Origin of the sequence: Lutibacter sp. A64 (assembly GCF_022429565.1) — a bacterium.
Taxonomy (GTDB): Bacteria; Bacteroidota; Bacteroidia; order Flavobacteriales; family Flavobacteriaceae; genus Lutibacter.
Window position 1 is genome coordinate 3,958,460 of the sequence record NZ_CP092487.1, and the last position, 25,670, is coordinate 3,984,129.

The 25,670-nt window shown below is 29.7% G+C and carries 24 protein-coding genes; 11 read left to right on the forward strand and 13 right to left on the reverse strand.

Annotation, left to right across the window (positions count from 1 at the left end):
- The first annotated feature begins 4 nt into the window (after positions 1-4).
- Positions 5-811, forward strand: coding sequence for a class I SAM-dependent methyltransferase (locus MKD41_RS16035; RefSeq protein WP_240243348.1), 807 nt, complete (start codon positions 5-7; stop codon positions 809-811).
- 67 nt (positions 812-878) lie between these two features.
- On the opposite strand, the gene MKD41_RS16040 is transcribed toward MKD41_RS16035, so the two are convergent.
- The gene (locus MKD41_RS16040; protein ID WP_240243349.1) at positions 879-1,652 is read right to left on the reverse strand and encodes a zinc ribbon domain-containing protein; all 774 of its coding nucleotides are present in this window, start codon (positions 1,650-1,652) and stop codon (positions 879-881) included.
- Between the two features lies 1 nt (position 1,653).
- Positions 1,654-2,748: a Nif3-like dinuclear metal center hexameric protein gene (locus tag MKD41_RS16045; RefSeq protein ID WP_240243350.1), complete on the reverse strand. Its 1,095-nt coding sequence runs from the start codon at positions 2,746-2,748 to the stop codon at positions 1,654-1,656.
- A gap of 97 nt (positions 2,749-2,845) precedes the next feature.
- Here MKD41_RS16045 and lpxK point away from each other — a divergent pair, with 97 nt between their 5' ends.
- Genes lpxK through MKD41_RS16060 form a run of 3 tightly spaced genes read left to right on the forward strand, consistent with a single transcriptional unit; the run spans position 2,846 to position 5,187 of the window.
- On the forward strand, positions 2,846-3,883 hold the full coding sequence (gene lpxK, locus MKD41_RS16050; protein WP_240243351.1) for a tetraacyldisaccharide 4'-kinase: 1,038 nt from the start codon (positions 2,846-2,848) through the stop codon (positions 3,881-3,883).
- On the forward strand, positions 3,855-4,664 hold the full coding sequence (locus tag MKD41_RS16055) for a purine-nucleoside phosphorylase (protein WP_240243352.1): 810 nt from the start codon (positions 3,855-3,857) through the stop codon (positions 4,662-4,664). The genes lpxK and MKD41_RS16055 overlap by 29 nt, the downstream gene beginning before the upstream one ends.
- A gap of 40 nt (positions 4,665-4,704) precedes the next feature.
- Positions 4,705-5,187, forward strand: coding sequence for a thioredoxin family protein (locus tag MKD41_RS16060; RefSeq protein WP_240243353.1), 483 nt, complete (start codon positions 4,705-4,707; stop codon positions 5,185-5,187).
- Between the two features lie 47 nt (positions 5,188-5,234).
- On the opposite strand, the gene MKD41_RS16065 is transcribed toward MKD41_RS16060, so the two are convergent.
- From MKD41_RS16065 to MKD41_RS16085, 5 genes are all read right to left on the reverse strand, one after another.
- Positions 5,235-6,470 (reverse strand): OmpA family protein, encoded by a 1,236-nt coding sequence (locus MKD41_RS16065; RefSeq protein WP_240243354.1) that lies wholly within the window; start codon positions 6,468-6,470, stop codon positions 5,235-5,237.
- A 136-nt stretch (positions 6,471-6,606) separates the two neighbouring features.
- Entirely contained in the window at positions 6,607-7,503 is an 897-nt protein-coding gene (locus tag MKD41_RS16070) for a Ppx/GppA phosphatase family protein (RefSeq protein WP_240245055.1), read from the reverse strand.
- Between the two features lie 4 nt (positions 7,504-7,507).
- Positions 7,508-7,996, reverse strand: coding sequence for a SixA phosphatase family protein (locus MKD41_RS16075; RefSeq protein ID WP_240243355.1), 489 nt, complete (start codon positions 7,994-7,996; stop codon positions 7,508-7,510).
- A 31-nt stretch (positions 7,997-8,027) separates the two neighbouring features.
- Positions 8,028-8,675 (reverse strand): pyridoxamine 5'-phosphate oxidase, encoded by a 648-nt coding sequence (gene pdxH, locus MKD41_RS16080; protein WP_240243356.1) that lies wholly within the window; start codon positions 8,673-8,675, stop codon positions 8,028-8,030.
- A gap of 50 nt (positions 8,676-8,725) precedes the next feature.
- Entirely contained in the window at positions 8,726-10,189 is a 1,464-nt protein-coding gene (locus tag MKD41_RS16085) for a sodium:solute symporter (RefSeq protein WP_240243357.1), read from the reverse strand.
- Between the two features lie 78 nt (positions 10,190-10,267).
- Between MKD41_RS16085 and recR the strand changes: the two genes are divergently transcribed.
- Together recR and MKD41_RS16095 are read left to right on the forward strand one after the other, a co-directional pair.
- Positions 10,268-10,879: a recombination mediator RecR gene (gene recR / locus MKD41_RS16090; RefSeq protein WP_240243358.1), complete on the forward strand. Its 612-nt coding sequence runs from the start codon at positions 10,268-10,270 to the stop codon at positions 10,877-10,879.
- Between the two features lie 6 nt (positions 10,880-10,885).
- Positions 10,886-12,034, forward strand: a complete 1,149-nt coding sequence (locus MKD41_RS16095; RefSeq protein ID WP_240243359.1) for a glycosyltransferase family 2 protein — start codon at positions 10,886-10,888, stop codon at positions 12,032-12,034.
- Positions 12,035-12,113: 79 nt separating this feature from the next.
- Here the strand turns inward: MKD41_RS16095 and MKD41_RS16100 are convergent, their stop codons facing one another.
- The 6 genes from MKD41_RS16100 to MKD41_RS16125 all read right to left on the reverse strand — a co-directional run bounded on the left by MKD41_RS16100 (position 12,114) and on the right by MKD41_RS16125 (position 19,083).
- Positions 12,114-14,171 (reverse strand): acetate--CoA ligase family protein, encoded by a 2,058-nt coding sequence (locus MKD41_RS16100; protein ID WP_240243360.1) that lies wholly within the window; start codon positions 14,169-14,171, stop codon positions 12,114-12,116.
- A 13-nt stretch (positions 14,172-14,184) separates the two neighbouring features.
- Complete coding sequence (locus MKD41_RS16105; RefSeq protein WP_240243361.1) at positions 14,185-14,769, reverse strand: indolepyruvate oxidoreductase subunit beta; 585 nt, start codon at positions 14,767-14,769, stop codon at positions 14,185-14,187.
- A gap of 7 nt (positions 14,770-14,776) precedes the next feature.
- A complete protein-coding gene (locus tag MKD41_RS16110) occupies positions 14,777-16,393 on the reverse strand; it encodes a thiamine pyrophosphate-dependent enzyme (RefSeq protein WP_240243362.1) in 1,617 nt (538 codons plus the stop codon).
- 224 nt (positions 16,394-16,617) lie between these two features.
- Positions 16,618-17,166 carry a CopD family protein gene (locus MKD41_RS16115; RefSeq protein ID WP_240243363.1) on the reverse strand — a complete coding sequence of 183 codons (549 nt, stop codon included), beginning with the start codon at positions 17,164-17,166 and terminating at the stop codon, positions 16,618-16,620.
- 1 nt (position 17,167) lies between these two features.
- Positions 17,168-18,181, reverse strand: a complete 1,014-nt coding sequence (hemH, locus tag MKD41_RS16120) for a ferrochelatase (protein WP_240243364.1) — start codon at positions 18,179-18,181, stop codon at positions 17,168-17,170.
- A gap of 2 nt (positions 18,182-18,183) precedes the next feature.
- Positions 18,184-19,083, reverse strand: coding sequence for a helix-turn-helix domain-containing protein (locus tag MKD41_RS16125; RefSeq protein WP_240243365.1), 900 nt, complete (start codon positions 19,081-19,083; stop codon positions 18,184-18,186).
- Between the two features lie 276 nt (positions 19,084-19,359).
- Between MKD41_RS16125 and hemA the strand changes: the two genes are divergently transcribed.
- The 5 genes from hemA (at position 19,360) to hemE (ending at position 25,616) form a co-directional block, all read left to right on the forward strand.
- Positions 19,360-20,613, forward strand: coding sequence for a glutamyl-tRNA reductase (gene hemA, locus MKD41_RS16130; protein WP_240243366.1), 1,254 nt, complete (start codon positions 19,360-19,362; stop codon positions 20,611-20,613).
- A gap of 1 nt (position 20,614) precedes the next feature.
- Entirely contained in the window at positions 20,615-22,216 is a 1,602-nt protein-coding gene (gene hemC, locus MKD41_RS16135; protein ID WP_240243367.1) for a hydroxymethylbilane synthase, read from the forward strand.
- A 43-nt stretch (positions 22,217-22,259) separates the two neighbouring features.
- Positions 22,260-23,222 (forward strand): porphobilinogen synthase, encoded by a 963-nt coding sequence (gene hemB, locus MKD41_RS16140; protein ID WP_240243368.1) that lies wholly within the window; start codon positions 22,260-22,262, stop codon positions 23,220-23,222.
- 6 nt (positions 23,223-23,228) lie between these two features.
- Entirely contained in the window at positions 23,229-24,521 is a 1,293-nt protein-coding gene (hemL, locus tag MKD41_RS16145) for a glutamate-1-semialdehyde 2,1-aminomutase (RefSeq protein ID WP_240243369.1), read from the forward strand.
- A 69-nt stretch (positions 24,522-24,590) separates the two neighbouring features.
- A complete protein-coding gene (gene hemE / locus MKD41_RS16150) occupies positions 24,591-25,616 on the forward strand; it encodes a uroporphyrinogen decarboxylase (RefSeq protein ID WP_240243370.1) in 1,026 nt (341 codons plus the stop codon).
- The last annotated feature ends 54 nt before the right edge of the window (positions 25,617-25,670 follow it).

A 25,670-nucleotide genomic window follows, 5' to 3' on the forward strand; every position in this document is an offset into this window, starting at 1 on the left:
TATTATGAAAAACAACAATAAATATTTTGAAGTAAATAACGACACATGGAATAAAAAAGTAGGTATTCATTCTAAATCTAAGTTTTATGATGTTGAAGGTTTTAAAAGAGGAAATACCTCATTAAATAACTACGAATTAAATGAAGTAGGTAATGTTAAGGGGAAATCGTTATTACATTTACAATGTCATTTTGGACAAGATACTTTGAGTTGGAGTAGGTTAGGAGCTAAGTGTACAGGGATAGATTTATCTATTGAAGGAATACTGCTGGCAAGAAAACTCAATAAAGAATTGGGTTTAGATGCCGAGTTTATTGAAAGCAATTTATATGATGTTCCTAAAAATGTAGGTGGAGAATTTGATATTATTTTTACATCTTATGGTGTAATAGGTTGGTTGCCAGATTTAAAAACTTGGGGAGAAATAATTGCAAGTAAATTAAAGAAAGGCGGTGTATTTTACTTGGTAGAGTTTCATCCTATAATTTGGATGTATAATTTTTTAGAAACACCACCTAAATTAACATACCCTTACCAGACTAGTAATGTAATTTATGAAGAATATAAAGGTACTTATGCAGATAATAAAGCTAAAATAATAAGTAAAGAGTATGGTTGGAATCACGGTTTAGGTGAAGTAGTTTCTGCTTTAACATCTGCTGGTTTAAGTATTGATTTTTTACATGAATTTGAAAAATCGCCATACAATATATTTCCAGAAATGGAAGCTACAGAAGAAGGTATGTTTCTTTTAAAAAAAGAACAGCGAAAGTTTCCTTTGGTATATTCTGTGCGTGCTGTAAAAAAATAAAACTGTCTGAAGCGCAATAAAAGTGTTGCGTTCTAGACAGTTTTTGTATATTGTAAAGAGTTAATTTTTAACCTAATAGCTTTTCAATTTTTTCTCTTTCTTCTTCAGCTAAAGCACCATCAACTAAAATTCTACCACTGTGCTCGTCTGTAATAATTTTTTTACGACTCGCAATTTCAACCTGTCTTTGAGGTGGAATTGTAAAGAAAGATCCTCCAGAAGCTCCTCTTTCAATCGAAACAACAGCTAATCCATTTTTTACAGATGAACGAATTCTTCTATAAGCTTTTAATAAATTATCGTCGATTGATTCTGAGTATTCTTCAGATTTTTTAAGTAATAATTCTTCTTCTTTTGCTGTATCACCCATAATATCGTTTAACTCAGCAGCTTTATGTTTTAATAAATCTTCTTGTTTTGCAATATTTTCTTTAGTAGAATTAATTACTTCGTTTTTTTGTTCAATTTGAGCTTTAAACTCTTTAATTCTTTTTTCAGCTAATTCAATTTCTAGTTCTTGGTATTCAGTTTCTTTACTTAAAGAGTTAAATTCTCTGTTGTTACGAACCTTTTTTTGTTGTTCGGCATATTTCTTTAATAAAGATTTAGCTTCGTCAATTATATTTTTTTTGGCAGAAATTTCATCTTTTAAATTTGAAATATCTCCATCTAAATTAGAAAGTCTTTTATTTAAACCAACAATTTCATCTTCTAAATCTTCAATTTCTAAAGGTAATTCACCTCGAACATTCTTAATTTCATCAACTCTTGAATCAATTAATTGTAAGTCGTAAAGTGCTCTTAATTTTTCTTCAACAGTAACTTCTTTCTTTTTAGCCATATTATAAGTAATAAATTGGATTTGTGTTTTTTTTCGATAAAATGATTGCAAAATTAGGAAATTTTTTTGTAAGTAGCTCTACTAAAAGATTTTTTGTGAACTGTTCACTCTCATAATGACCAATATCTGCAATAATTAGTTTGTTTTCTGCTTTGTAAAATTCGTGATATTTTATATCAGCTGTAATATAAATATCTGCGTTAGCGTTTATGGCATTGTTTATAGCAAAACTTCCAGAACCTCCTAGAACAGCTACTTTTTTAATTGGTTTGTTTAATAGAGCAGAATGTCTAATGCCTTTTGCTTGCATTGTTTTTTTAAGGAAATTTAAAAAATTGGTTTCAGACTGTTCTTCAGTTAATTCACCTATCATTCCCATACCAATTTCTTGATTTATATTTTCTAAGGAAACAATATCATATGCAACTTCCTCATATGGATGAATTTCAAAAAGTGCTTTTAAGATAGATTTTTCAAGATGTTTTTCAAAAATAACACTAATAAATGTTTCATTTTCTGTGTGAAGCTTTCCTTTTTCTCCAATTACAGGGTTAGAATTTTCATTGCCTTTGTAAGTGCCGTAGCCATCGGTATTATAACTGCAGTTATCGTAGTTTCCTATATTTCCTGCTCCGGCTTTAAAGAGTGCCGTTCTAACTTCATCTGCATTTTCTAACGGTGCATAGGTTGTTAATTTTTTTATTGTATTTTTTTGAGGAATTAGAATCTTTCTATTTTTTAAACCTAAAACATCACAGATTTTTGCATTAACACCGTTAAAAGAATTGTCTAGAGCTGTGTGCATTGCATAAATAGCAATGTCATTTTTAATAGCTTTTAAAACAACGCGTTCTACATAATTATTACCGTTTATTTTCTTTAACCCCGAAAAGATTATAGGATGAAAGCTAACAATTAAATTGCAATTTTGCTCAATTGCTTCATCTACAACATTTTCTAAAGTATCTAATGTAACTAAAACACCAGAAACTTTAGTGGTGTAATTTCCAATTAGTAGGCCTACATTATCAAAACCTTCGGCGTAATTTAAAGGGGCAAATTCTTCAATACAATTTGTAATATCTTTAATAGTCATAATTTAATTGGTAAAGTTAGAACAAAGATAAATTTTACGCTATAAAGTTAAAGTTTTAATGTGTAAAAATTATAATTTGTTTTGTATTTTCGCTTTCATGAACTTTTTAAGAAAAATAGCGTATCCTTTTTCCATTCTGTATGGAATTATAACAAGTATACGTAATTTTTTGTATGATATTAATGTTTTAAAATCTACAAAATTTAAAACACCTACACTTGTTGTTGGTAACTTAAGTGTTGGTGGTACAGGAAAAACTCCTCAGATAGAATATTTAATTAGGTTGTTAAAAAACGATTATAAAATTGCTGTTTTAAGTAGAGGTTATAAAAGAAAAAGCACAGGATTTATAATTGCAGATTCTCAGGCAAGTGCAGAGTTAATAGGAGATGAGCCTTATCAATATTATAAAAAATTTAAAAATATTATAGTTTGTGTTGATGCTGACAGAACAAATGCAATTCAACAATTAGAAAAATTAGAGAATCCACCAGATGTTATTTTGCTAGATGATGCCTATCAACATAGAAAAGTAGTTGGAGGATTCAATATTTTATTGACGGATTATAGCAACCTATATGTAAAGGATACTATGTTGCCAACAGGAAATTTGCGCGAACATAAATCGGGCGCTAAAAGGGCGCAGCTTATTGTTGTAACTAAATGTCCTAAAAATCTTACAAAAGAGGCACAACTTGTAATAACTAAAAAAATTAATCCAGCTAAAAATCAGCAAGTATTTTTTACAGCAATAGATTATAACTCCAATTTAAAAGGTGCTTCAGAAATAGATTTAAGCGAATTGCAATATTTTGAAGTTTTATTAGTTACAGGTATTGCAAATCCTGTTCCTTTAACTAATTATTTAAAGGAGCAAAACATTCATTTTAAACATTTAGAATATCCAGATCATTATAATTTTAAAACTCAGGATATCGATAAAATAAATGCAGAAATAAACAATTTTAAGTTGAATAAGAAATTAGTTTTAACCACAGAGAAAGATTATGTGCGTATCTTTGATAAGGTTAAAGATTTACATTATATAAGTATAAAATCATTTTTTATAAGTGATGGAAATGATTTTGATAAAAAAATAAAAAATTATGTGGAACAAAGTTCAAGAAACAGTTAAGTTTTTAAAAGATAAAGGAATAAGTGCACCAGATTACGGTATTATTTTAGGTACAGGATTGGGTAATTTAGTAGAAAAGATTAGTATTGATATTGCTATTCAGTATGCTGAAATTCCAAATTTTCCGGTATCAACCGTTGAAGGGCATTTAGGAGAATTAATATATGGTACTTTGGGAGGCAAAACTGTTGTAGCAATGCGTGGCCGTTTTCATTATTATGAAGGCTGGACTATGGAGCAAACTGTTTTTCCGGTTAGAGTAATGAAATATTTAGGTGTAGAGAAATTAATTGTTTCTAATGCTTCTGGAGGTGTTAATTCAGCTTTTAAAGTTGGAGATATTATGATAATTACAGATCATATTAATTTTATGCCAGAGCATCCACTACATGGTAAAAATGATGCGCGTTTTGGGCCTCGATTTGTAGATATGCATGAGGCTTATAGTAAAAGAATGATAGCTCAAATGGAACAAGTAGCTGAAAAATTAGATGTTACAGTACATAAGGGAATTTATTTGGCATTACAAGGACCGACTTTTGAGACTCCTGCAGAATATAAAATGGTGAAGATTTTAGGCGCAGATGCTGTTGGAATGTCAACTGTACCTGAAGTAATTGTAGCTAAACATATGGGTATGGAATGTTTTGGGATTTCTGTAATTACAGATTTGGGAGTTGAAGGTATTGTTGAAGCAGTTTCTCATGAAGAAGTACAGGAGGTGGCTAAAATTTCAGAAAAAATAGTTGGCAAATTAGTAGAAGAGTTTGTTAAAATTTAATTTGGCATTATTTTAGTAGTTTAGCATTAAAATATTAATTATGAAACGTGTTTTTTTTAGTTTTTTTATATGCATTAATTTTACAGCTATAAGTTTTGCTCAAGATAATGTAGCAATGCATACTATTTCAGAAAATATTTGGGAACAAGATTTTTTAAAAGCAGAAAAACTTACAAAATCTTCAGATAAACCTATGTTGATTTATTTTACAGGTTCAGATTGGTGTGGACCTTGTAAAATGTTAGTTGCAGATATTTTTGAAACAGATAAGTTTAAAGAAGGATATAAAGATGAATTTATATTTTACGAAGCTGATTTCCCTAGAAATTTAGATTTAGTTTCTGTTACTCAGAGGAAAGATAATAATAAATTAAAGCAAAAGTATGGTGTAAAATCATATCCTACCATTGTTATTGTAAACTCTAAAGGAAAAGAAATAGGAAGGAAAAAAAGTTATAGTTTAATGAGGGATCCTAGTTATCATTATTCTTTTTTTGACGAAATGCTTAAAAAATATAGATAAAAAAAATCCGCTGAAAAGCGGATTTTTTTATCTATAATAAAGAGATATTATTGGTTAATAACTCTAAATGTAGTTCTTCTATTTGCTCTGTGTTCTTTTTCTGTACAAGAAACACCATCAGAACATCTGTTAGTTAATCTAGTTTCACCAAATCCATTAGCAGTTAATTGACTTGGATTAATTCCTTTAGAAATTAAGTAGTTAGAAACAGCCATTGCTCTTCTTTCAGATAAGTCTTGGTTGCTTTCTTTTGTTCCTCTAGAATCTGTGTGAGATTCAAGAGCAACAGCTACTCCAGTTCTTAAAACAGGTAATAAACGAGTGTCTATTATAGATTTAGCTTCGCTAGTTAATGTAGCACTTGCTAAATTCCAGTTAATTGGTAAAATACTATTTTCTGTTAATTCACAGTCAACTTCTTTCCAAGATGTTAAACCACCTTTTTTAACTAATACCTCTTTTGTAACAGTTTTGTATTCAGCAGGTACAGTTACAGATTTTTCAGTTGCATCACTTACTAAAACAACTTTAGAAATTGTTTCGTATTCAGCAGGTATGTCTATAACTCTTGTAGTTGGAGGAGTTACCATAACTGTTTTTTTAACAACTTTTGTAACTTCTGGAATTTCAATTTTTCTTGTAGTAGGTTGTTTAGCTACAACTGTTTTTTTGTAAGTTTTATCAAAACCAGGTACACTTGTTCTTTGCGTGTGTGCATCTACATCTAACTTTGTTAAAGGAATGGTAGTATATTCAGCTGGAATTGGTTTGTAACACCAGTATCTACAATCGTTAGGATCGCTTGATTCACAATCAGGAGCTACATCGCTCATTTGCCAAACTGCAGTTGCAGGTTTAATTTCAATTGTTTCAGAATCTGGTTTAAAAGTTGCAGGAATTACATTTAATTTTGAAGCATCTTCTTTTGCAGTATAGGTTATAGTTTCTGAACCAAAAGTTCCAGGAATAACTTCTAATTTATGACTAGCCTCTTTAACAACAACTACAACATCTCTAGTTTCGTATACAGCTGGTACAATTTCTAAACGTTGACTAGCTTCTTTAACAAGTACTCTTTCTGTAATAGTTTTGTATTGAGCAGGAACAGTAGTGATTTTTTTGTAAGCAGCTTTTGTTTCAATAGTTACATCTTCATTTTTCCAAATATCTGGAGTTTTACAACGAACGTAACATTTTCCAGGTTCTGGGTTAGTTGGTAGGTCTTGTGCAAATGCACTAGCTCCAAAAACCAATAGAGTGATAGAAAATAATAATTTTTTCATTTTTTTTAGCATTTTAAAAATTAGGTTAATTCCAAATAGATTTTCTAAATGGTATAAATTATGACACAAAATAAAAGGAAAGGTCACAATTAATTACAAAAATAGCTAAAAATCTTAAAAAAATGTTAAAATAAGATTATAAGTTTTTAAAATAAAGGCTTTTAACAATACCATCTGCTAAACCAATTTTAGGAACAAATACCTTTTTTGAATTACTCCATTTCATTGCAGAGAGGTATATTTTTGTAGCAGGAATTATAACATCGGCTCTATCTGGATTTAAATCTAATTCAGTAATACGTTCTTCAAAAGACATTTTTTTAAGAAATTGATATTGAGCTTTCATATAAATTAAAGAAAGTGGTTTACCTATAGGTTTTCCAGATAATTTAAATATTTTATTAATATTGCCACCAGAACCAATTAAAGTTGGTTTATTTAGTTTTTGGGTGTTTGCTTTAATCCAAACCTCCATATTTTCCCAAATATCTTTAAATGATTTTTGTTTATTAAGTAAACGAACAGTTCCTATTTTAAACGATTTTGAATTGATTATTTTACCATTTGAAAAAATAGTTATTTCTGTACTTCCTCCACCAACATCTACATATACATAAGATTTGTCGCTTTTAATAATATTAGTTAAATCTGTAGAGAATATGATAGCAGCTTCTTTTTTACCATCAATTAGATTTATTTTAACTCCAGTTTTTTCTAAAATTTCGGAAGCCACTTCTTGTCCGTTTTTAGCTTCACGCATAGCAGAAGTTGCACAAGCATAATAATTTTCAACACCATGAACTTCCATTAGTAGTTTAAAAGCTTTTATGGCTTTTACCATTCTATTTCTGTTGTCTTCAGAAATATTACCTTTTAAAAAAGTGTCAGCTCCTAAACGAATTGGAACACGAACTAAGGCTGATTTTTTAAAACTGGGAATTTTACTGTTTTTATCTGTGATTACGTTTGATACTAATAATCTAATTGCATTTGATCCAATATCTATACCTGCAAGTTTTTCAATTTTCAAAATAATATTATTTATAGTTTTTAGGAAATTCAGTTAAAATTGTGGTACCATTTTTAATGTTTTTCCAATAGTTTGTGTCAAATTTAATTCCAATTACACCACAAGTTGGTACATGGTCTAATTGAATACTACCAAATTTATTAACAAAATCGCTAATGCCGTGATCGTGGCTAAATATAATGGCAGAATCAAAGCCGTCGTCTAAGGCTTTTACGGTTTTAATTAAATAACCATCGCTAAAATTGTAGAGTGATTTGCTAATTTTTAGGTTAGCTAGTGGATAGTTAAAGGTGTAGCTAAAAATCATTCCGGTATGCAAAGCTCTATTTGCACAACTTGAAATAAAAACATCTGGTGTTGCTATTTTTTTTAGCAAAACATTTGAAACCAGATAGGCATCATTAATTCCTCTTTTTTTTAGAGGGCGGTCAATATCTTTTATGTTTTTGTATTTCCAAGAAGATTTTGCGTGTCTAACTATATAAAGTGTTTTCATGGGTTGTTAGTTGAATTTCAAATTTATAAAATTATGGGGCTAATCTTTCAATTTTCCAATCATAATTCTCTTGTAAAGTATATCTAATTCTATCGTGCATTCTATTAGGTCTACCTTGCCAAAATTCAATACTTATTGGTCTTACAATATAGCCACCCCAATTTTTAGGTCTTGTAATTTCTTTATTTTCGAATTTTCTTTCAAAAGAAGCTAATCTGTCATCTAAATATTTACGCGAAGGAACAGGCTCACTTTGGTCTGATGCCCATGCGCCTAATTTACTTCCGTCGGGTCTTGATTCAAAATAACCATCAGACATATTTTCTGAAATTTTTTCAGCAACGCCTTTTATAATTACTTGTCGCTCGGTATTATGCCATAAAAATGATAGGCATACATTAGGATTGTTTTCTATAGCTTTACCTTTTTCGCTATTGTAGTTCGTATAAAAAATAAATCCTTCCCAAGTATATTTTTTTAATAATACAGCTCGGCTTTTTGGAAATCCATCAGCGCCAATAGTAGCAACTGTCATTGCATTTGTTTCTGCGTCTCCACCAAAATTTTCTACTTCAAAAAACCATTTTTGAAATAGTTCCATAGGGTTTTCAGAAATATCTTTTGTAGAGAGTTCAATCTTTTTATAATTTCGTCTATAATTACTTAAGTCCGTTTCCATAGTGTAAAAATAAAAAATCTTTTAGAGTTTTAAATTCTTTTAAAAAGTATTTACGAATTCGTTTTTTTTATTAACAATAAACCTAAAAATGTTAAAAATCCGTTTACAATTAAAAGCTCATAACCAAAAACATAACCGTTTAATATTGTTTCTGAATGGCTATTTATAAAATAGGTAGCTATAACAGATAAAACGCCAACAATCCATACATACTTGTCTTTAATCTCAATTTTTGTAAATATTCCAAAAGTAAATAAGCCTAATAACGGTCCATAAGTAAAAGATACAATTTGTAATAAACTGTTAATTACATTGTCTTCTAATACATATTTAAACATTATAATTATTACTACCAGTACTATTGAGACTGTTATATGTGTTTTTTTTCGAATTAATTTTTGTTTCGATTTTTCTTTATTTTCAATGTCTAAAAAATCGATACAGAACGATGTTGTTAACGATGTTAATGCACTGTCTGCACTTGAGTAGGCTGCAGCAATTAAACCTAAAATAAATACAGTTCCAATAAAAACACCTAAATTGCTATTTAATGCAATTTCTGGGTACAATAAATCTGTTTTTAGGGCTCCATCAACTGTTGGAACTGCAATACCAAACTTGTTTGCATAAATAAATAATAAAGCGCCTAAGGTTAAAAAAACAAAATTTACAACAATTAAAATAAAGCCAAGTGAAACAACATTCCATTGTGCTTCTTTTATGTTTTTGCAGGTTAAGTTTTTTTGCATCATATCTTGGTCTAAACCCGTCATAGCAATGGTTATAAACATACCTCCTAAAAATGATTTTATCAGGTGATTTTTATCGTTAAAATTATCTGTAAAAATAATTTTACTGTATTTTTCAAATTCTTGAGATGTAAAAATATCTGTAACAGACCAATTTAATTGATTGATTATTATAAAAATAGTAGCAAAAACTGCTGTTAACATAAACAAGGTTTGCAGTGTGTCTGTCCAAACTATTGTTTTAATTCCTCCTTTAAATGTGTAAACCCAAATTAAGAGAATTGATAGAATTACTGTAATTTCAAAAGGAATATTCCAAGCGTCAAAAATAAAATATTGCAGCACAGAAGCTACCAAAAACAATCTAAATGAAGCGATTAAAGCTCTTGAGATAAAAAAGAAAAATGCACCTGTTTTATGTGAATTTGTTCCAAATCGTAGTTTTAAAAATTCGTATATAGATGTAACTTTTAATTTGTAATATATAGGTATAAGCACATAAGCAATTACAAAATAGCCAAATAAATACCCCACAACAATTTGTAAATAACTAAATTGAGAACTTTGTACCAAACCAGGAACAGAAATAAAAGTAACACCAGATAACGAGGCACCAATCATACCAAAGGCAACAATATGCCAAGGAGAACTTTTATCGGCCTTAAAAAAGGAGTCGTTAGAGTCGTTTTTACCGGTAAAATATGCAATAGCTAAAAGTACACAAAAGTAAGTGGCAATTAGTAAAAGAATATATAGTGGTTGCATTTACTAGTTTTAATAGTTTATAGAGAACAAAGAAACTAAAATTATTGAGAATATCGTTTGAAATTGTACATTTGCGATATGAATTTTTCTTCAAAACTTTTAGAAAATGCTGTAAATGAAGTCTCTCAATTACCAGGTATTGGTAAAAGAACAGCATTACGTTTGGTATTACATTTGTTAAAACAGCCAAACACGCATACGCATCAATTAGCAACCGCGTTAACTAGTTTAGTTGATGAAATTAAGTTGTGCAAAAAATGTCATAATATTTCTGATTTTGAAATTTGTGAAATTTGTGCAAATCCTTCACGCAACGAAGAAATTATTTGCGTTGTAGAAGATATTAGAGATGTAATGGCTATAGAAAATACATCTAGATTTAAGGGGTTGTACCATGTTTTGGGTGGTAAAATTTCTCCAATTGAAGGGGTTGGACCTCAAAACTTAACAATAGATAGTTTGGTTGAAAAGGTCGAAAAAGGTATTGTTAAGGAAGTGATTTTTGCTTTAAGTTCAACTATTGAAGGTGATACAACCAATTTTTATATTTTTAAGCAATTAGAAAAATATGGAATTAAAACATCTACAATTGCACGTGGAATTGCTGTTGGTGATGAGCTAGAGTATGCAGATGAGGTGACTTTAGGTAGAAGTATTGTAAATAGAATTCCATTCGAAAATTCACTTTAAAATTTTATGGATGTTTCTATAGTAATTGTTAATTACAATGTACGGTATTTTTTAGAGCAATGTATTTTAAGCATACTAGCAGCTTCAAAAAATATAAATTCAGAAATTATTGTGGTTGATAACAATTCTACAGATGAAAGTTGTAAATTACTGAAACAAAAATACCCTGAGGTTGTTTTAATTCAGAATACAAAAAATGTAGGTTTTTCCAAAGCAAATAATCAAGGCGTTAAAATAGCTAAAGGAACCTATGTTTTAATATTAAATCCAGATACTATTATTGCCGAAGATACTTTAGAACGTATACTTAATTATTCAAAAACGAAACAAAATTTAGGTGTCTTAGGTGTGAAATTAATTGATGGGTCGGGAGTGTTTGCCCCAGAAAGTAAAAGAGGAATACCAACTCCAAAAACTTCTTTTAAAAAGCTTTTTGGTATTTCTAGCAAGCAAAATGGTAAATATTATGCTACGCATTTAGATGAGGATGCATCTGGAGAAATTAAAGTTGCTTCTGGTGCTTTTATGTTTATTAAAAGAGTTGTTTTTAATGAAGTTAAGGGTTTTAATGAAGCTTATTTTATGTATGGTGAAGATATAGATTTAAGTGTAAAATTATTGAAAAATGGTTATCAGAATTATTATTATTCGGGCACTAAAATAATTCATTTTAAAGGAGAGAGCACAATTAAAGATGTAAAATACTTAGGTCACTTTCACAATGCAATGCGTATTTTTTATAAGAAACATTATAAGTTAAATAAGGTGTACGATTTTTTTATTAAAATAGGAATTGAGTTATGGTATTTCTTAAAATATTTAAATTATAAAAATACGAAAGCTGTTAGTAAACCTACTTTTAATGTTTTGTATTTAGGTGACGATAATTTTATTGTTGATTTTTTAAATGAAAAATACCTACTGGTAAAAGAAACTTTAATAGATGATTATTTAAAAATAAAAGAGCTCATAAAAAATAATAAAATTGATACCATTGTTTTTGATAACTCTACATTATCTAATAAAAAAATAATAGCACATTTTGAATCGCTAAAAAATGAAAAAGTAGCTTTTAAAATTCATCCAAAAGATACTAATTTTATTATTGGAAGTACAAGTCCAAATATTCGAGGATATGTTGAAATTATTAAATAATTTATGTTGTTTAATGCTTTCATTCCTGCCGAAGCAGGAATGATTATTAGAAGAAAAGTAGTACACACTATAAAAATACCTACTTTTCAATTCTAATTCTAGCATCAACCGAAAAAATTTCTTTTTTAGTACCTAAAAGAGGATTCAAATCTAATTCTATAATTTCAGGAGCTATACTAACCAAATTTGATATTTTTTCAATTATTTCAGCAAAAAGCATTTCGTCAACACCATTTTGGTTTCTAAAACCTTTAATTATTTTATACGATTTTAAATTTTGAATCATTTCAAGCGCTTCACTTTTAGAAATTGGAGCCAGCGCAACTTGTATATCTTTTAAAACTTCAATGTAAATTCCTCCTAAGCCACAAACAATTAAATGACCAAAATTGGTTTCTTTTTTTGCCCCAATAAATAATTCTATACCTTTTTTCATAGGTTGGATTAAAACAGCAGTAGCTCTTTCAATCTTCATTATTTTATAAAACGAGGTAATTAATGTATCTTCAGAAGTTATGTTTAAAATAATTCCTCCAACATCACTTTTATGAATTGGACCAACAACTTTCATAACTACTGGAAATCCAAATTTTTTAACTGCTACAATACAAGTGTCTTTTGAAGTGCAAATAACTTCATTTACAATTGGAATTTCGGCAGCGATTAGAATTTCTTTTACTTGTTGAGGTTTTAAGTAACCATTTTTGGCTGTATCAATTAGGGTTCTAATTTTTTCGATATTAATTGTTGTAATTACTTTTGAAGTTACTTTAGGTTTAGCTGTATTTATCACTTTTCCTAGAGCATTACCAAACAACACTTCGTCAGAAAAATGAATGTTTCCTTTTGAAGTAAAATAAGCTATTTCTTTTTTTACATTTACTACCGATGGTAAAATTGGGAAAATAGGTTTTTTACAAGTTTTCATCTTTTTATGAAGTACATCATACACATCATAAACTTTAAATAAACCTGGACTTCCAAAAATAACAACCATTGCATCAATTTCAGAAAAACAGTTTTCACAGTAATCGATAATTATTTCTAATTGTTTTACATTTCCTGTAGCTAAAAAATCAATCGGATTAGCTACAGAAGATCCTAAGAATAATTTATGTAATAATTCCTTACTTTTTGGATCTTTAATTTCGGGGACTTGTAAGCCGTTTTTAGAAAGTGCATCGGTTAACATTACTGCTGGTCCACCAGCGTGTGTAATAATGGCTATATTTTTGCCTTTTAATTCTGGAAACATAAATATTGCAGCCACAGTAATTAATTCATTTCTACCATAGCAACGTACAATTCCAGCTTTTTTAAATAGCGCATCAACCGCAACATCCGAATTAGCCAAGGCTCCAGTATGTGAACTTGCAGCTCTGCTTCCTGCAGTAGAACTTCCTGCTTTTATAGCGGCAATATTACAGCCTTTTAATATTAATGAACGTGCGTGTTTTAGTAGTTTTTTAGGATTTTCTATACTTTCAATATAAAGTAGCTTTACTTTTGAACTTGTGGTTTTATCAAACGATTCGTCTAAATGTTCTAATATTTCTTCAATACCAATTTGTGCAGAATTTCCAACGGAATACACGCTAGAAAATGTTAAGCCTGTTTCCATAGCTGCTTCAATAATAAAAACTGCGGTAGCGCCAGATCCTGAAATAAAATCGACGCCATTTTTATCCAGCTTTGGAATTGGAGTGGTAAATACTCCGGTATAATTTTGATTGATTAAGCCAATATTGTTTGGACCTAATAAGGTGCCGCCAACTGAATTAATTTCTTTAACAATTGCTTTTTCTAGTTTTTTTCCTTCGGAATCTTTTTCACTAAAGCCAGCAGAGAAAATTATAAAACCTTTGGTGTTTTTTTGCTGGGTTAATACTTTTATAGTTTCTAATATAAATTTGGCTGAAATAGCAATTATTGCAGTATCAACTTTAGGAATGTCTATTACATTTTGATAACATTTAATACCTTGTACATTTGTTCCTTTTGGATTTACAGCAAACAATTTACCTTTAAAATTGTGATCTAAAAGGTTTTTTAATACACGTCCTCCAGGAGTTTCAATAGAGTTTGAAGCTCCTATAATTACAATGCTTTTAGGGTTTAGTAATTTTTTGTGTAACATTTATAATTTAGTATTAAGAAGCCATTACAGAAGCAATTTCTTTTCCTTTTTCGTATGCTTCTAAATTTTTATTGATAATGCGTTCTCCTTTTCTTTCAAATAATGTTTTAATTGCGTTTTGCAAACTATCATTACTTAAAGGAAGCAGGGAAGCGGCAGCTCCTAATAAAACAATATTGGTAGCTTTAGAGTTTCCAATTTCTTTGGCAATTTCTTTTGCATCAATTAAAATAGAGTTTTTATGCATTTTAATTTCCTTGTATAAATCTTCTAATTCTGGGTAATTATTTATGTTTTTAAACGGATTGGAATCTGTGATTAAAAAACCATCTTTTTTTAAAAAAGGCAGGTAACGTAATAATTCCATTGGTTCTACGGAGATTATAATATCTGCTTTTCCTTCAGGAATTAAATCAGAAAATATTTCTTTATCTGAAATTCTAACGTGACTTTGCACTGCACCACCTCGCTGACTCATTCCGTGGACTTCAGATTGTTTAATGTTAAGGTTGCTATTAATGGTTGCAGTATCTAAAATAGCGGCAATTGTTAAAATACCCTGTCCGCCAACACCTGCCAAAATTATATTTCTTTTCATTTTATATTTAGTTTATTGCTACTTGTTTTAGCTTTTTTAATTGATCTTTTTTTTCTTTGGAAAGTTGAACACAAGGTCGTTGTGAAATAACAATTGAAACGCCTTTGTAGTTAATTTCATTTCTGATTACATCTATGTTTTCATCTAATTTTTTATGAAGTGGAGTTATAACTTTTAAATGATCTTTATCAACACCAATTCCTTTACATATATTTATAAGTCTTCCAGAAGCAGCAGAATCTTGTGCACCTGTCATTGCAACTGCAGAATTATCGGATATAATTACAGTAATTGGAGTGTTTTCTATAACGGCATCTAATAGGCCAGTCATACCAGAATGTGTAAAAGTTGAATCACCTATAATTGCAATTGAAGGATGTATTCCTGCATCTGAAGCACCTTTAGCCATAGTTATGGAAGCACCCATATCTATTAATGTATTTATACTTTCATATGGAGGTAAGGAGCCAAGTGCATAGCAACCAATATCGCCAAAAACTTGTTGTTTTGTGTTTTCTGTTTTTAATTGGTTAATAGCATCAAATAAGTCTCTATGAGCACAACCAACACATAATTCTGGAGGTCTTGGGGTAACTATTTTTGGAATTTTATTAGCAAAAGTCCTTTCAAAACCTAAAGCTTCAGCAATATTGTCTGGATTTAACTCTCCAACTCTGTTTAAATGCCCTGTTAGTCTTCCTATAACTTTTTTGTTTTCATCAAAATAATCAGCAATTAATTCTTCAATAAAAGGAGCGCCATCTTCTAAAACCAATATTTTTTTACACTTATCAAAAAGTTTTTTTACTTGTCTTTTTGGTAGTGGATATTGAGATATTTTAAGAATTGGGTACGGACAACTATCATTTTCAAAATTTTCCATTAAATAATTAAAAGCTATACCTGCAGCAATAATTCCCATTGATGTATTTGGGCCTTCAATAAATTTATTGAAATAACTATTTTCTGAATTTTCTCTAATATCACTTTGAATACCAACTAAATGTTGATATCTATTACGAGCGTGCATTGGAATAAGCTGAAATTGGTGTGGATTTTTTGATAATTTAATAGTGTTTTGAGTATTTCTTTTACCAATATTAATTGCAGCTCTAGAATGTGAAAGTCTTGTAACCATTCTAATCATAATTGGTAAAGCTAGCTGTTCTGAAAGGTAAAATGCATACGTTGTTATATCATAAGCTTCTTGTTGATTTGTAGGTTCAAAAATAGGAATCATTGCGAATTTTCCATAATTTCTAGAATCTTGTTCGTTTTGCGAAGAATGCATAGAAGGATCGTCGGCTACAACAACAACCAAACCTCCATTTATTCCTGAAACAGCCATATTCATAAAGACATCAGCTGCTACATTTAAACCTACATGTTTCATAACGGTTAATACTCTTTTCCCTGCGTACGACATTCCTAAAGCGGCTTCCATGGCCGTTTTTTCATTCACAGACCATTTAGAGTGAATGTTTAACTCTTGTGCTATTTTAGAGTTTTGTATGTATTCAGTGATTTCTGTTGATGGAGTTCCAGGATAGGCGTAAACACCAGAGATACCAGTATCAATTGCTCCTTGAGCTAAAGCTTCGTTTCCTAGTAAAAGTTTTTTCATAAGTTTTAACGTTACAAGTTTTTCTTTGCAAGAAGTTAAAAGTACGAAATCGTTTTCGTTTATAAAATGATTTTAATCATTTTAATGGTTTAATGAGTTGATATGTAGCTTTTTATATTGTTGTTTAAAATGTGTTTTTAATGATTTTTTCAGAAGTAAAATTGTTAAATAGTATTAACTTAATAAAGATTTTAAAAAGTAGTTGAAGCATTGATAAAAATAATTTATTTGTCCCAACTATTTTTATTTCTAATGTTTTTATATAATTTAATACCTAGCATTAATAAAATTGAAAAACCAATAATACCAACAGTTCCAAAAACCCATCCTAAAGAATTTTTAAGTACTACTAAAAATACACAAGCAAATAAAATTATAGTAGCAACTTCATTCCAGATTCTTAAAAATGTTGAAGAATATTTTAAGGTGTTATTTTGAGTTTGTTTGTAGATTACTTGACAGGTTCCGTGGTAAAAAAACAACAATGCAACAAATGCTAGTTTAATATGCATCCAACTTTGTTGAAGCCAGACAGGTTGTAAAATTAGTAGAATAATAGCAAAAGTTGTAGCTAAAATTGCAGAAGGCCAGGTAATAATATACCAAAGTCTTTTTATCATTAATTGGTATTGTTTGGTTAAAATTGCTTTTTCTTCAGCTGGTTTTTCTTCAGCTTCTTTAAAATATATAAACAAACGAATAATATAAAATAATCCTGCAAACCAGGTTGTTATAAATATAATGTGAAGTGATTTTATGTATAGATATTCCATTTTATTTTGCCCAATTATTAATCCAATTTGTAACAGTGTTTACCCAGACAGCATCATCGTTTAAACAAGGAATTGTTGAGAAGTGTGTACCTCCATTTTCTTCAAAAGATTCTTTTGCCTCCATTCCAATTTCTTCTAGAGTTTCTAAGCAGTCTGAAACAAAAGCAGGTGTTACAACTGCTAAATTTTTAACACCATTTTTTGCAAATTCATCAATAGTTTTATCGGTATAAGGTTGTAACCAAGGATCTTTTCCTAGACGCGATTGAAACGAAGTGCTATAAGTTCCTTCTTTTAAATTTAAAAATTCAGCAACATTTTTTGTGGTTTGATAACACTGGTGTCTGTAACAAAATTCGTGTGCTGGTGAAGGAGTGTTACAACAACTACCATCAATTTTACAATGCGATTTTGTAATGTCAGATTTTTTTATGTGACGTTCTGGTACACCATGATACGAAAATAATAAATGGTCTGGTTTCTCTATTTCTAAATGTTTTTGAATACTATTACTTAGAGCTTTAATATAAGATGTGTTGTTGTAAAAAGCAGGAAGATCTGTAATTTTTATATGTGGAAATTGTTTTTTTACAATTTTATTAGCTAAAACAACAATGGTTTCTGTTGTAGCCATTGCAAATTGTGGGTACAATGGAATTAAGAAAATTTCTGTCACTCCTTGATCTGCTAATTTTTGAATACCTTTTTTTATGGAAGGATTTCCATAACGCATTGCTAATTCAACAGGGATGTTAGAACTTTGTTGTACTTTTTTGTGCAACCTTTCAGATAAAACAATAAGAGGAGAACCTTCCGGCCACCATATTTTTTTATAAGCTTCGGCAGATTTTTTTGGTCGTGTATTTAAAATAATTCCTTTTACCACAAAAGCTCTAACAAGGTAAGGTGTGTCAATTACTCGCTTATCCATTAAAAATTCGTCCAAATAATTTTTTACATCTTTTACAGAGGTGCTATCTGGAGAACCTAAATTTACTAATAATGCTCCTTTCATAATTACGATTTTGCGTATTGTTTTGGTGTTATTTTAAATTTTCTTTTAAATGCTGCAATAAAATGGCTTGATGTGCTGTAACCTAATTGCGCAGCTATTTCGTTTACATTTAATCGTTGTTCTTTAAGTAATTCTTTAGCCAAATCCATTTTATAATTTAATAAAAAAGTAAAAACAGGTACACCATAAAACTCTTTAAAATCTGTCTTTAATTTTTTTATATTTAACCCCACTTTTTTTGCTAGGTTCTCTAGAGATGGAGGGTTGGTCATTTCTTCAATAATTATTTCTTTAGCGCGTTTTATTTTGCTTACAGTTTCTTCATTTGCTATGTATGGGCAATTTTCGTTTTCGTTCTCATTTGCATTAGAAGTGTTAAAATAATAACTTAATAATTCATACACTTTACCTTTAATAAAAACGGGACGTAAAGCCTTGGTAATTTGTTTTGAAATTAATTGATTTAATATGTGTTGAATTGTTGGTGTTATTGGTTTAGGTTCTATAATTGGCTTTCCAATTTTAAAACTATTAAAGTTAAATAAAAAATTACCATCAATAGAAAATAATGAATGAAAATATTCTATAGAAATTAAAACAGAAATTAGTTCATTTCTTGGAGGTAAATTATAAAGAATGTTCATTTTTTCATCTTTAAAATAAACCATTGTAGAATTTCCGGCTTCTAAATGTGTTGCGCAATGTTCAAAATTAAAAGCAACAATACATTTATGGGTGTTGCAAAAGTAAATTTGAATGTAGTTGTTAGTTAATTGCTGTTGAAATAACTGGTTGTTAGAAGTTAAGTTGTTGAAATGATAAACTTTAAAAGTGTCTTTATCGTTAAAAAGCAGATTGGTACTTTTGTCGATATATTTGTAATTTTCAAGATTAGATTTCATAAGTCATTTTTCTAAAAATTCTATAAAATAATTACAAAAGTACGATAAATATTTATACTCTAAATTGTTTTTTTTATTATAAAATATGATATAAGTCATATTTTTTAAAGCTTTATTTTGCTGATTAATATGGAGTTAGTGTTTAATAATTTGTTATTTAGAGATGTTCTAAATTAGAGCAAATAACTTATCTCGACAATAAAAGTACTTTTGTCGTTGTTTTGAGCAATAATATATTTGTACTTTTGTCGATACTTATTGGTAATACAAAATTTTATGAGTTTAGAGAATTTACCTACAAAGTTTTACAACGTAGGTTTAAGTTATAAAAAAGCAGATGTAAAAGTGCGTGGGGCTTTTAGTTTAACTAAAGAAAATCAAAAACTTTTATTAGTTGAGGCTAAAGAAAAAGGGATTGAGGGAATTTTTGTTTTATCTACTTGCAATAGAACTGAAATTACGGGATTTGCTAAGCACCCGTTTGAGTTAATTAGTTTGTTAACTAAATACTCTAATGGAAGTGTAGAAGATTTTATAAATGTATCGTATGTTAATAAAAATAACGAAGCAATAAATCATTTGTTTAATATTGCCACAGGGTTAGATAGTCAAATTTTAGGCGATTATGAAATAGTAGGTCAGTTAAAACAAGCTTATAAATTAGCTAAAAAATTAGGAACAACAAATGCTTATTTAGAGCGATTAATGAACTTGGTATTGCACGCGAGCAAAAGTGTTAAAAACAATACTAAATTAAGCTCTGGAACAACTTCAGTAGCCTATGCTGCAATTCAATATATTATTGATACGGTAGAAGATTATAACAATAAAAAAGTTTTAATTTACGGCTTAGGCGAAATAGGAAAAAATACCTGTAAAAACTTATTGGAATATACTTCAAATAGAAATATTACTTTAGTTAATAGAACTCTTGAAAAAGCAATTGGTTTTGAACAAGTGCATAAAGATGTAAAGGTTGTTGATTTTTCTAATTTAACAGAAGAAATACATGCAGCAGATATTTTAATTGTTTCTACGGGGTCTACAACACCAACAGTCTTAAAATCGCACTTAAAAGCAGGTAATGAAATGTTGATTATAGATTTATCAATGCCAGAAAATGTTGATTTTGCTGTAAAATCAGAGCCAGGTATTCGATTGATAAATGTAGATGAACTTTCTAAAATTACAGATAGAACTATTGAAACGCGTAAAGCACAAATTCCTTTAGCTGAAGAAATAATTGAAAAATATAAAAATGAATTTTGTGACTGGATTTCACATAGAAAATATGTGCCAGCTGTAAATGCGTTAAAAGAATCTTTACAAGCAATTCAACACGATGAAATTGATTTTCATTCAAAAAAAATAAAGGATTTTAATGTTGAACATGCAGAGTTTGTAACTAACAGAATGATTCAAAAAATAACTACACAATTTGTAAAACATTTAAAAGATGAAGAAACTTCGGTGGATCAAAGCATAAATGTGATTAGCAAAATATTCGACTTAGAAAAAACCGAAATTTAGAATGGATAAAATTATTAGAATTGGTACGCGCTCAAGTGAACTAGCACTTTGGCAGGCTAATACCGTTGCACAACAATTAGAGCATTTCGGTCATAAAACAGAAATTGTAAAAATAGATTCTTTAGGAGATGTTGTTTTAGATAAACCTTTATATGAATTAGGAATCACTGGAGTTTTTACCAAAAATTTAGATATTGCTCTGTTAAATGGTGAGATAGATATTGCGGTGCACTCTTCTAAAGATGTACCTACAAAATTACCTGAAGGAATTGTGCAAGCAGCTTATATAAAAAGAGGTGATTTTAATGATGTATTGGTAATTAAAGAAGATGAAAATTTTTTCACACAAGATACAGCAACTATTGCAACTGGAAGCTTACGTAGAAAAGCACAATGGTTATATCGTTATCCACATCATAAAATTACAGGAATTAGAGGTAATGTAATTACACGTTTGCAAAAATTAGAAGAGAGCGATTGGGATGGAGCTATATTTGCAACTGCAGGTTTAAAACGATTAAAATTATTGCCTGAAAAAGAAAAGCATATAAAATTAGATTGGATGATTCCTGCACCAGCTCAAGGCGCTGTAATGGTTGTTGCTTTAGAAAAAAACGAAGAAATTTTAGAAGCTTGTAAAGAAATAAATCACGAAGAAACTGCAATTTGTGTTAAAATTGAACGCGATTTTCTACAAACTTTAGAAGGTGGTTGTACTGCTCCAATTGGTGCCTTGGCAATGATTTTTGATGATGAAATAAAATTTAAAGGCGCGTTGTTTAGTCCAGATGGAAAACAAAAAATGGAATTTTATAAGGAAGTTGCAGCAAACAATGCAACTGATTTAGGAAAGTTTGGTGCAAATTATATTCTAGAAAGAGGTGGTAAAAAAATAATGCGTCAAATAATTGATATAGAAAAATCGACACTTATTTATTCTACAAAAAGCCTTTCTCACGATCAAACTAATTTGTTAAACTCAAAAATAGGAGTAACAAGTAGCGATTTTATAACAATTAGAAATAATAGACTAAGACCAATAGTGGTTAAAAAACCTCTTAAAAATGTGCTTTTTACGAGTCAAAATGCTGTAGAAGCACTGTTGAGCAATTTTTCTCCTATGGAATTAGATTTTGAAAATATCTATTGCGTTGGAAGAAGAACAAAACGATTGATAGAAAAGCGCATAGGTAAAGTTGCTCATATTGAAAATTCTGCAGAAAAACTTACAGATTATTTAATCTCTAATTTAAAAGAAGATGAGGTTACTTTTTTCTGTGGAAATAAACGAAGAGATGAACTTCCAACTAAATTAACCGAAAATAATATTAAAGTTAATGAGGTTGAGTGTTACCAAACACAACTAACACCAAGAAAAATTGAAGAAAAATATAAAGGAATCCTATTTTATAGTCCTTCAGGTGTAGAAAGCTATTTAAAAGAAAATGTAGCTAATGATATTGTGGCTTTTTGTATTGGTGCAACTACAGGAGAAGAAGCTAAAAAACACTTTAAAAATGTTGTTGTTTCAAAATTATCTACTGTAGAAAGTGTGTTAAAGTCTGTAAATAAGTATTTTGAAGATATTATTGAAAATAGTTAAAAGCTATAAATCAATACTTAATAAATAATTAAATAGTATTAAAATGAATAGAACCAGACGTTTACGTAAAACAGAAAATATTCGCCGCTTAGTTAGAGAAAATAAACTAACAATAGACGATTTAATTTACCCTTTATTTATTGAAGAAGGTACAAATATTGAAGCAGAAATTGTTTCAATGCCAGGAATTAAGCGGTACTCTTTAGATACTATTTCAAAAGAATTAGATGAAGTTGTGGCTTTAGATATTCCTGCAGTATTGTTATTTGGAATTCCTTCAAAAAAAGATGATACCGGTTCTGAAACATGGAATGATGAAGGAATTATGCAACAAGCAATTCGTTTTATTAAAAAAAATTACCCGAGTTTATATGTAATTACAGACGTTTGTTTTTGCGAATATACAAGTCACGGACATTGTGGAATTATTCACGATAAAGATGTGGATAATGATGCAACTTTAGTAAATATATCGAAACAAGTAATTTCACATGCAAAAGCAGGTGTTGATATGGTTGCGCCTTCAGGAATGATGGACGGGATGATTGAAACTATTCGAGAAGCGCTTGATAATACAGGTTTTTCTAATTTGCCAATTATGTCGTATGCTGTAAAATACTCTTCTGCATTTTATGGACCATTTAGAGACGCTGCAGATTCAGCGCCAACTTTTGGAGATAGAAGAACGTATCAAATGGATCCTTCAAATAGAGATGAAGGTTTGCGCGAAGCAACTTTTGACGATCAAGAAGGGGCAGATATTTTAATGGTAAAACCGGCCTTAGCTTATTTAGATATTATTAGAGATTTAAAAAATAATTTTGACCGTCCAATTGCGTGTTATAATGTAAGTGGAGAATATGCAATGATAAAAGCGGCAGCAGAAAAAGGGTGGATTGATGGTGAACGTGTAATGATGGAAAGCTTATTGTCTATGAAAAGGGCAGGAGCCGATATTATTATTACTTATTTTGCTAAAGAGGTAGCAAGATTATTAAAAAAATAAAACATTATGAAATTAGAAAAATCCATAGAACTTTATACAAAAGGTAAAAAACATTTAGTTGGAGCGGTAAATTCACCAGTAAGGGCATTTAAATCTGTTGGTGGAGTTCCTATTTTTATTGAAAAAGCCAAAGGAAGTAAAATTTATGATGTTGATGGAAATGAGTATGTTGATATGGTTTTATCTTATGGTCCAATGATTTTAGGTCATAGAAATAGTACCGTTGAAAAAACTATAAAAAAATACTTAAAAAACGGATATACTTTTGGAGCTTCAACCAAAGGAGAAATAATACTAGCAGGCTTGGTTTGTGATGCCTTTCCTGGTATGGATAAAGTTCGTTTTGTAAACTCTGGTACAGAAGCTGTTTTAAGTGCAATTCGTTTGGCTAGAGCGTTTACAGGCAAAAATAAAATAATAAAATTTTCTGGTTGTTACCATGGTCATTCCGATGCTTTATTGGTTGCAGCGGGTTCTGGTTTAGCAACATTAAGTATTCCTGGAAGTAAAGGAGTACCAGAAGAAGCTGTAAGAAATACGCTTATTGCAGAGTATAATAATATAGATAGTGTAGAAAAACATTTAAGAAAAGATGATGTAGCAGCTGTTATTATTGAGCCAATAGCTGGAAATATGGGTGTTATTCAACCAAATGAAGATTTTATTGAAGAATTAAGAGCATTAACAAAAGCTAGTGGTGTTTTATTAATAGCAGATGAGGTAATGACTGGTTTTAGATCTCAATTTGGAGGAGCACAAGAATTGTTAGGTTTTGAAGCTGATATTACTTGTTTAGGAAAAGTAGTAGGTGGAGGTTTTCCAGTAGGTGCTTATGGAGCAAGAAATGAAATTATGGAAATGGTTTCACCTCTAGGTGATATGTATCAAGCTGGAACATTGTCTGGAAATCCAATAGCAATGTCTTGTGGTATTGCAACTTTAAAAGAATTAAAAAAACAAGATCCATATAAAGATTTTGAAAAAACTGCAGCATTTTTAGAGCGTGAAATGAAAGCTGCAGCCAAAGAAAATGGTATAGATTTACAAGTAAATAGATTTGGGTCTATGTTAAATCCATTCTTTACTAAAGAAAAAGTAGTAGATTTTAAAACAGCTCAAACCAGTGATACCAAAAAGTTTAAAACATTCTTTTGGAAAATGATGGAGCACGGAGTATTCTTACCACCATCACAATTTGAATCTTGGTTTTTGGCAACTGCTATGACAAAAAGAGATATTTATAAGGTGCGTTCGGCAATACAAATAGCAATGAAAGCTGTTGCAGATAAATTTAATTAAAAGTTTGAGGTATCTAGTAATAAATACTTAATACCAACTATAAGATACCAACTACCAGATACTAAAAAAATGATAAAAAACGATTTATTTTTAAGAGCATTAAAAGGAGAAACTGTTGAGCGTCCACCAGTTTGGATGATGCGTCAGGCAGGAAGATATTTACCAGAGTTTATAGCTATTCGTGAAAAATATGATTTTTTTACACGTTGTAGAACTCCAGAATTAGCTTCAGAAATAACAGTACAACCAATTCGTAGATATGGTATGGATGCTGCTATTTTATTTTCTGATATTTTAGTAATTCCTCAAGCTATGAATATTGAGGTTGAAATGAAACCAGGTGTTGGTCCTTGGTTACCAAACCCTATTCGATCTCAAAAAGATGTAGACAATGTAATTGTGCCAGATGTAACTGTTGAATTAGGTTATGTTATGGAAGCAATTAAAGCAACCAAAGAGTTGTTGAATAACGAGATTCCGTTAATTGGTTTTGCAGGTTCACCTTGGACAATTTTATGTTATTGCGTACAAGGTCAAGGTTCAAAAAACTTTGATAAAGCTAAAGAATTTTGTTTTACACAACCAATTGCAGCGCATACGTTATTGCAAAAAATAACAGATACAACCATTGCTTACTTAAAAGAAAAAGTAAAATCGGGTGTAAATGCTGTTCAAATTTTTGATTCTTGGGGAGGAATGTTATCTCCAACAGATTATCAAGAATTTTCTTGGAAATACATCAATCAAATTATTGAAGCATTAAAAGATGATGCGCCAGTAATTGCCTTTGGAAAAGGATGTTGGTTTGCATTGGAAGATATGGCAAATTCAAATGCATCAGCTATTGGTGTTGATTGGACAGTTGCTCCAAAAGTGGCAAGAGCATTAACTGGAAATAAAGTAACTTTACAAGGTAATTTTGATCCAGTTCGTTTATTGTCGCCTCCAAAAGTAATTAAAACAATGGTGAAAGATATGATTGATGAATTTGGAAAAGATAAATATATTGTAAATTTAGGTCACGGAATTTTACCACACGTACCTTTAGATAATGCCAAAGCATTTATTGATGCTGTTAAAGAGTATAATAACTAGATAATAGAATTGAGATTTTAATATTGAATAGGATTTTATTACTCATTTTTTATT

Bases quoted from the DNA above. Each gene is read 5' to 3' on its own strand.
- MKD41_RS16125 (WP_240243365.1), bottom strand. From the start codon at position 19,083: ATGAAATCTAATCTTGAAAATTACAAATATATCGACAAAAGTACCAAT.
- hemL (WP_240243369.1), top strand. From the start codon at position 23,229: ATGAAATTAGAAAAATCCATAGAACTTTATACAAAAGGTAAAAAACAT.
- MKD41_RS16095 (WP_240243359.1), top strand. From the start codon at position 10,886: ATGGATGTTTCTATAGTAATTGTTAATTACAATGTACGGTATTTTTTA.
- MKD41_RS16055 (WP_240243352.1), top strand. From the start codon at position 3,855: ATGTGGAACAAAGTTCAAGAAACAGTTAAGTTTTTAAAAGATAAAGGA.
- MKD41_RS16060 (WP_240243353.1), top strand. From the start codon at position 4,705: ATGAAACGTGTTTTTTTTAGTTTTTTTATATGCATTAATTTTACAGCT.
- lpxK (WP_240243351.1), top strand. From the start codon at position 2,846: ATGAACTTTTTAAGAAAAATAGCGTATCCTTTTTCCATTCTGTATGGA.
- hemE (WP_240243370.1), top strand. From the start codon at position 24,591: ATGATAAAAAACGATTTATTTTTAAGAGCATTAAAAGGAGAAACTGTT.
- MKD41_RS16085 (WP_240243357.1), bottom strand. From the start codon at position 10,189: ATGCAACCACTATATATTCTTTTACTAATTGCCACTTACTTTTGTGTA.
- MKD41_RS16075 (WP_240243355.1), bottom strand. From the start codon at position 7,996: ATGAAAACACTTTATATAGTTAGACACGCAAAATCTTCTTGGAAATAC.
- hemH (WP_240243364.1), bottom strand. From the start codon at position 18,181: ATGAAAGGAGCATTATTAGTAAATTTAGGTTCTCCAGATAGCACCTCT.
- MKD41_RS16035 (WP_240243348.1), top strand. From the start codon at position 5: ATGAAAAACAACAATAAATATTTTGAAGTAAATAACGACACATGGAAT.
- MKD41_RS16045 (WP_240243350.1), bottom strand. From the start codon at position 2,748: ATGACTATTAAAGATATTACAAATTGTATTGAAGAATTTGCCCCTTTA.
- hemA (WP_240243366.1), top strand. From the start codon at position 19,360: ATGAGTTTAGAGAATTTACCTACAAAGTTTTACAACGTAGGTTTAAGT.
- MKD41_RS16100 (WP_240243360.1), bottom strand. From the start codon at position 14,171: ATGTTACACAAAAAATTACTAAACCCTAAAAGCATTGTAATTATAGGA.
- recR (WP_240243358.1), top strand. From the start codon at position 10,268: ATGAATTTTTCTTCAAAACTTTTAGAAAATGCTGTAAATGAAGTCTCT.
- MKD41_RS16040 (WP_240243349.1), bottom strand. From the start codon at position 1,652: ATGGCTAAAAAGAAAGAAGTTACTGTTGAAGAAAAATTAAGAGCACTT.
- MKD41_RS16110 (WP_240243362.1), bottom strand. From the start codon at position 16,393: ATGAAAAAACTTTTACTAGGAAACGAAGCTTTAGCTCAAGGAGCAATT.
- pdxH (WP_240243356.1), bottom strand. From the start codon at position 8,675: ATGGAAACGGACTTAAGTAATTATAGACGAAATTATAAAAAGATTGAA.
- MKD41_RS16105 (WP_240243361.1), bottom strand. From the start codon at position 14,769: ATGAAAAGAAATATAATTTTGGCAGGTGTTGGCGGACAGGGTATTTTA.
- hemB (WP_240243368.1), top strand. From the start codon at position 22,260: ATGAATAGAACCAGACGTTTACGTAAAACAGAAAATATTCGCCGCTTA.
- MKD41_RS16065 (WP_240243354.1), bottom strand. From the start codon at position 6,470: ATGAAAAAATTATTATTTTCTATCACTCTATTGGTTTTTGGAGCTAGT.
- hemC (WP_240243367.1), top strand. From the start codon at position 20,615: ATGGATAAAATTATTAGAATTGGTACGCGCTCAAGTGAACTAGCACTT.
- MKD41_RS16115 (WP_240243363.1), bottom strand. From the start codon at position 17,166: ATGGAATATCTATACATAAAATCACTTCACATTATATTTATAACAACC.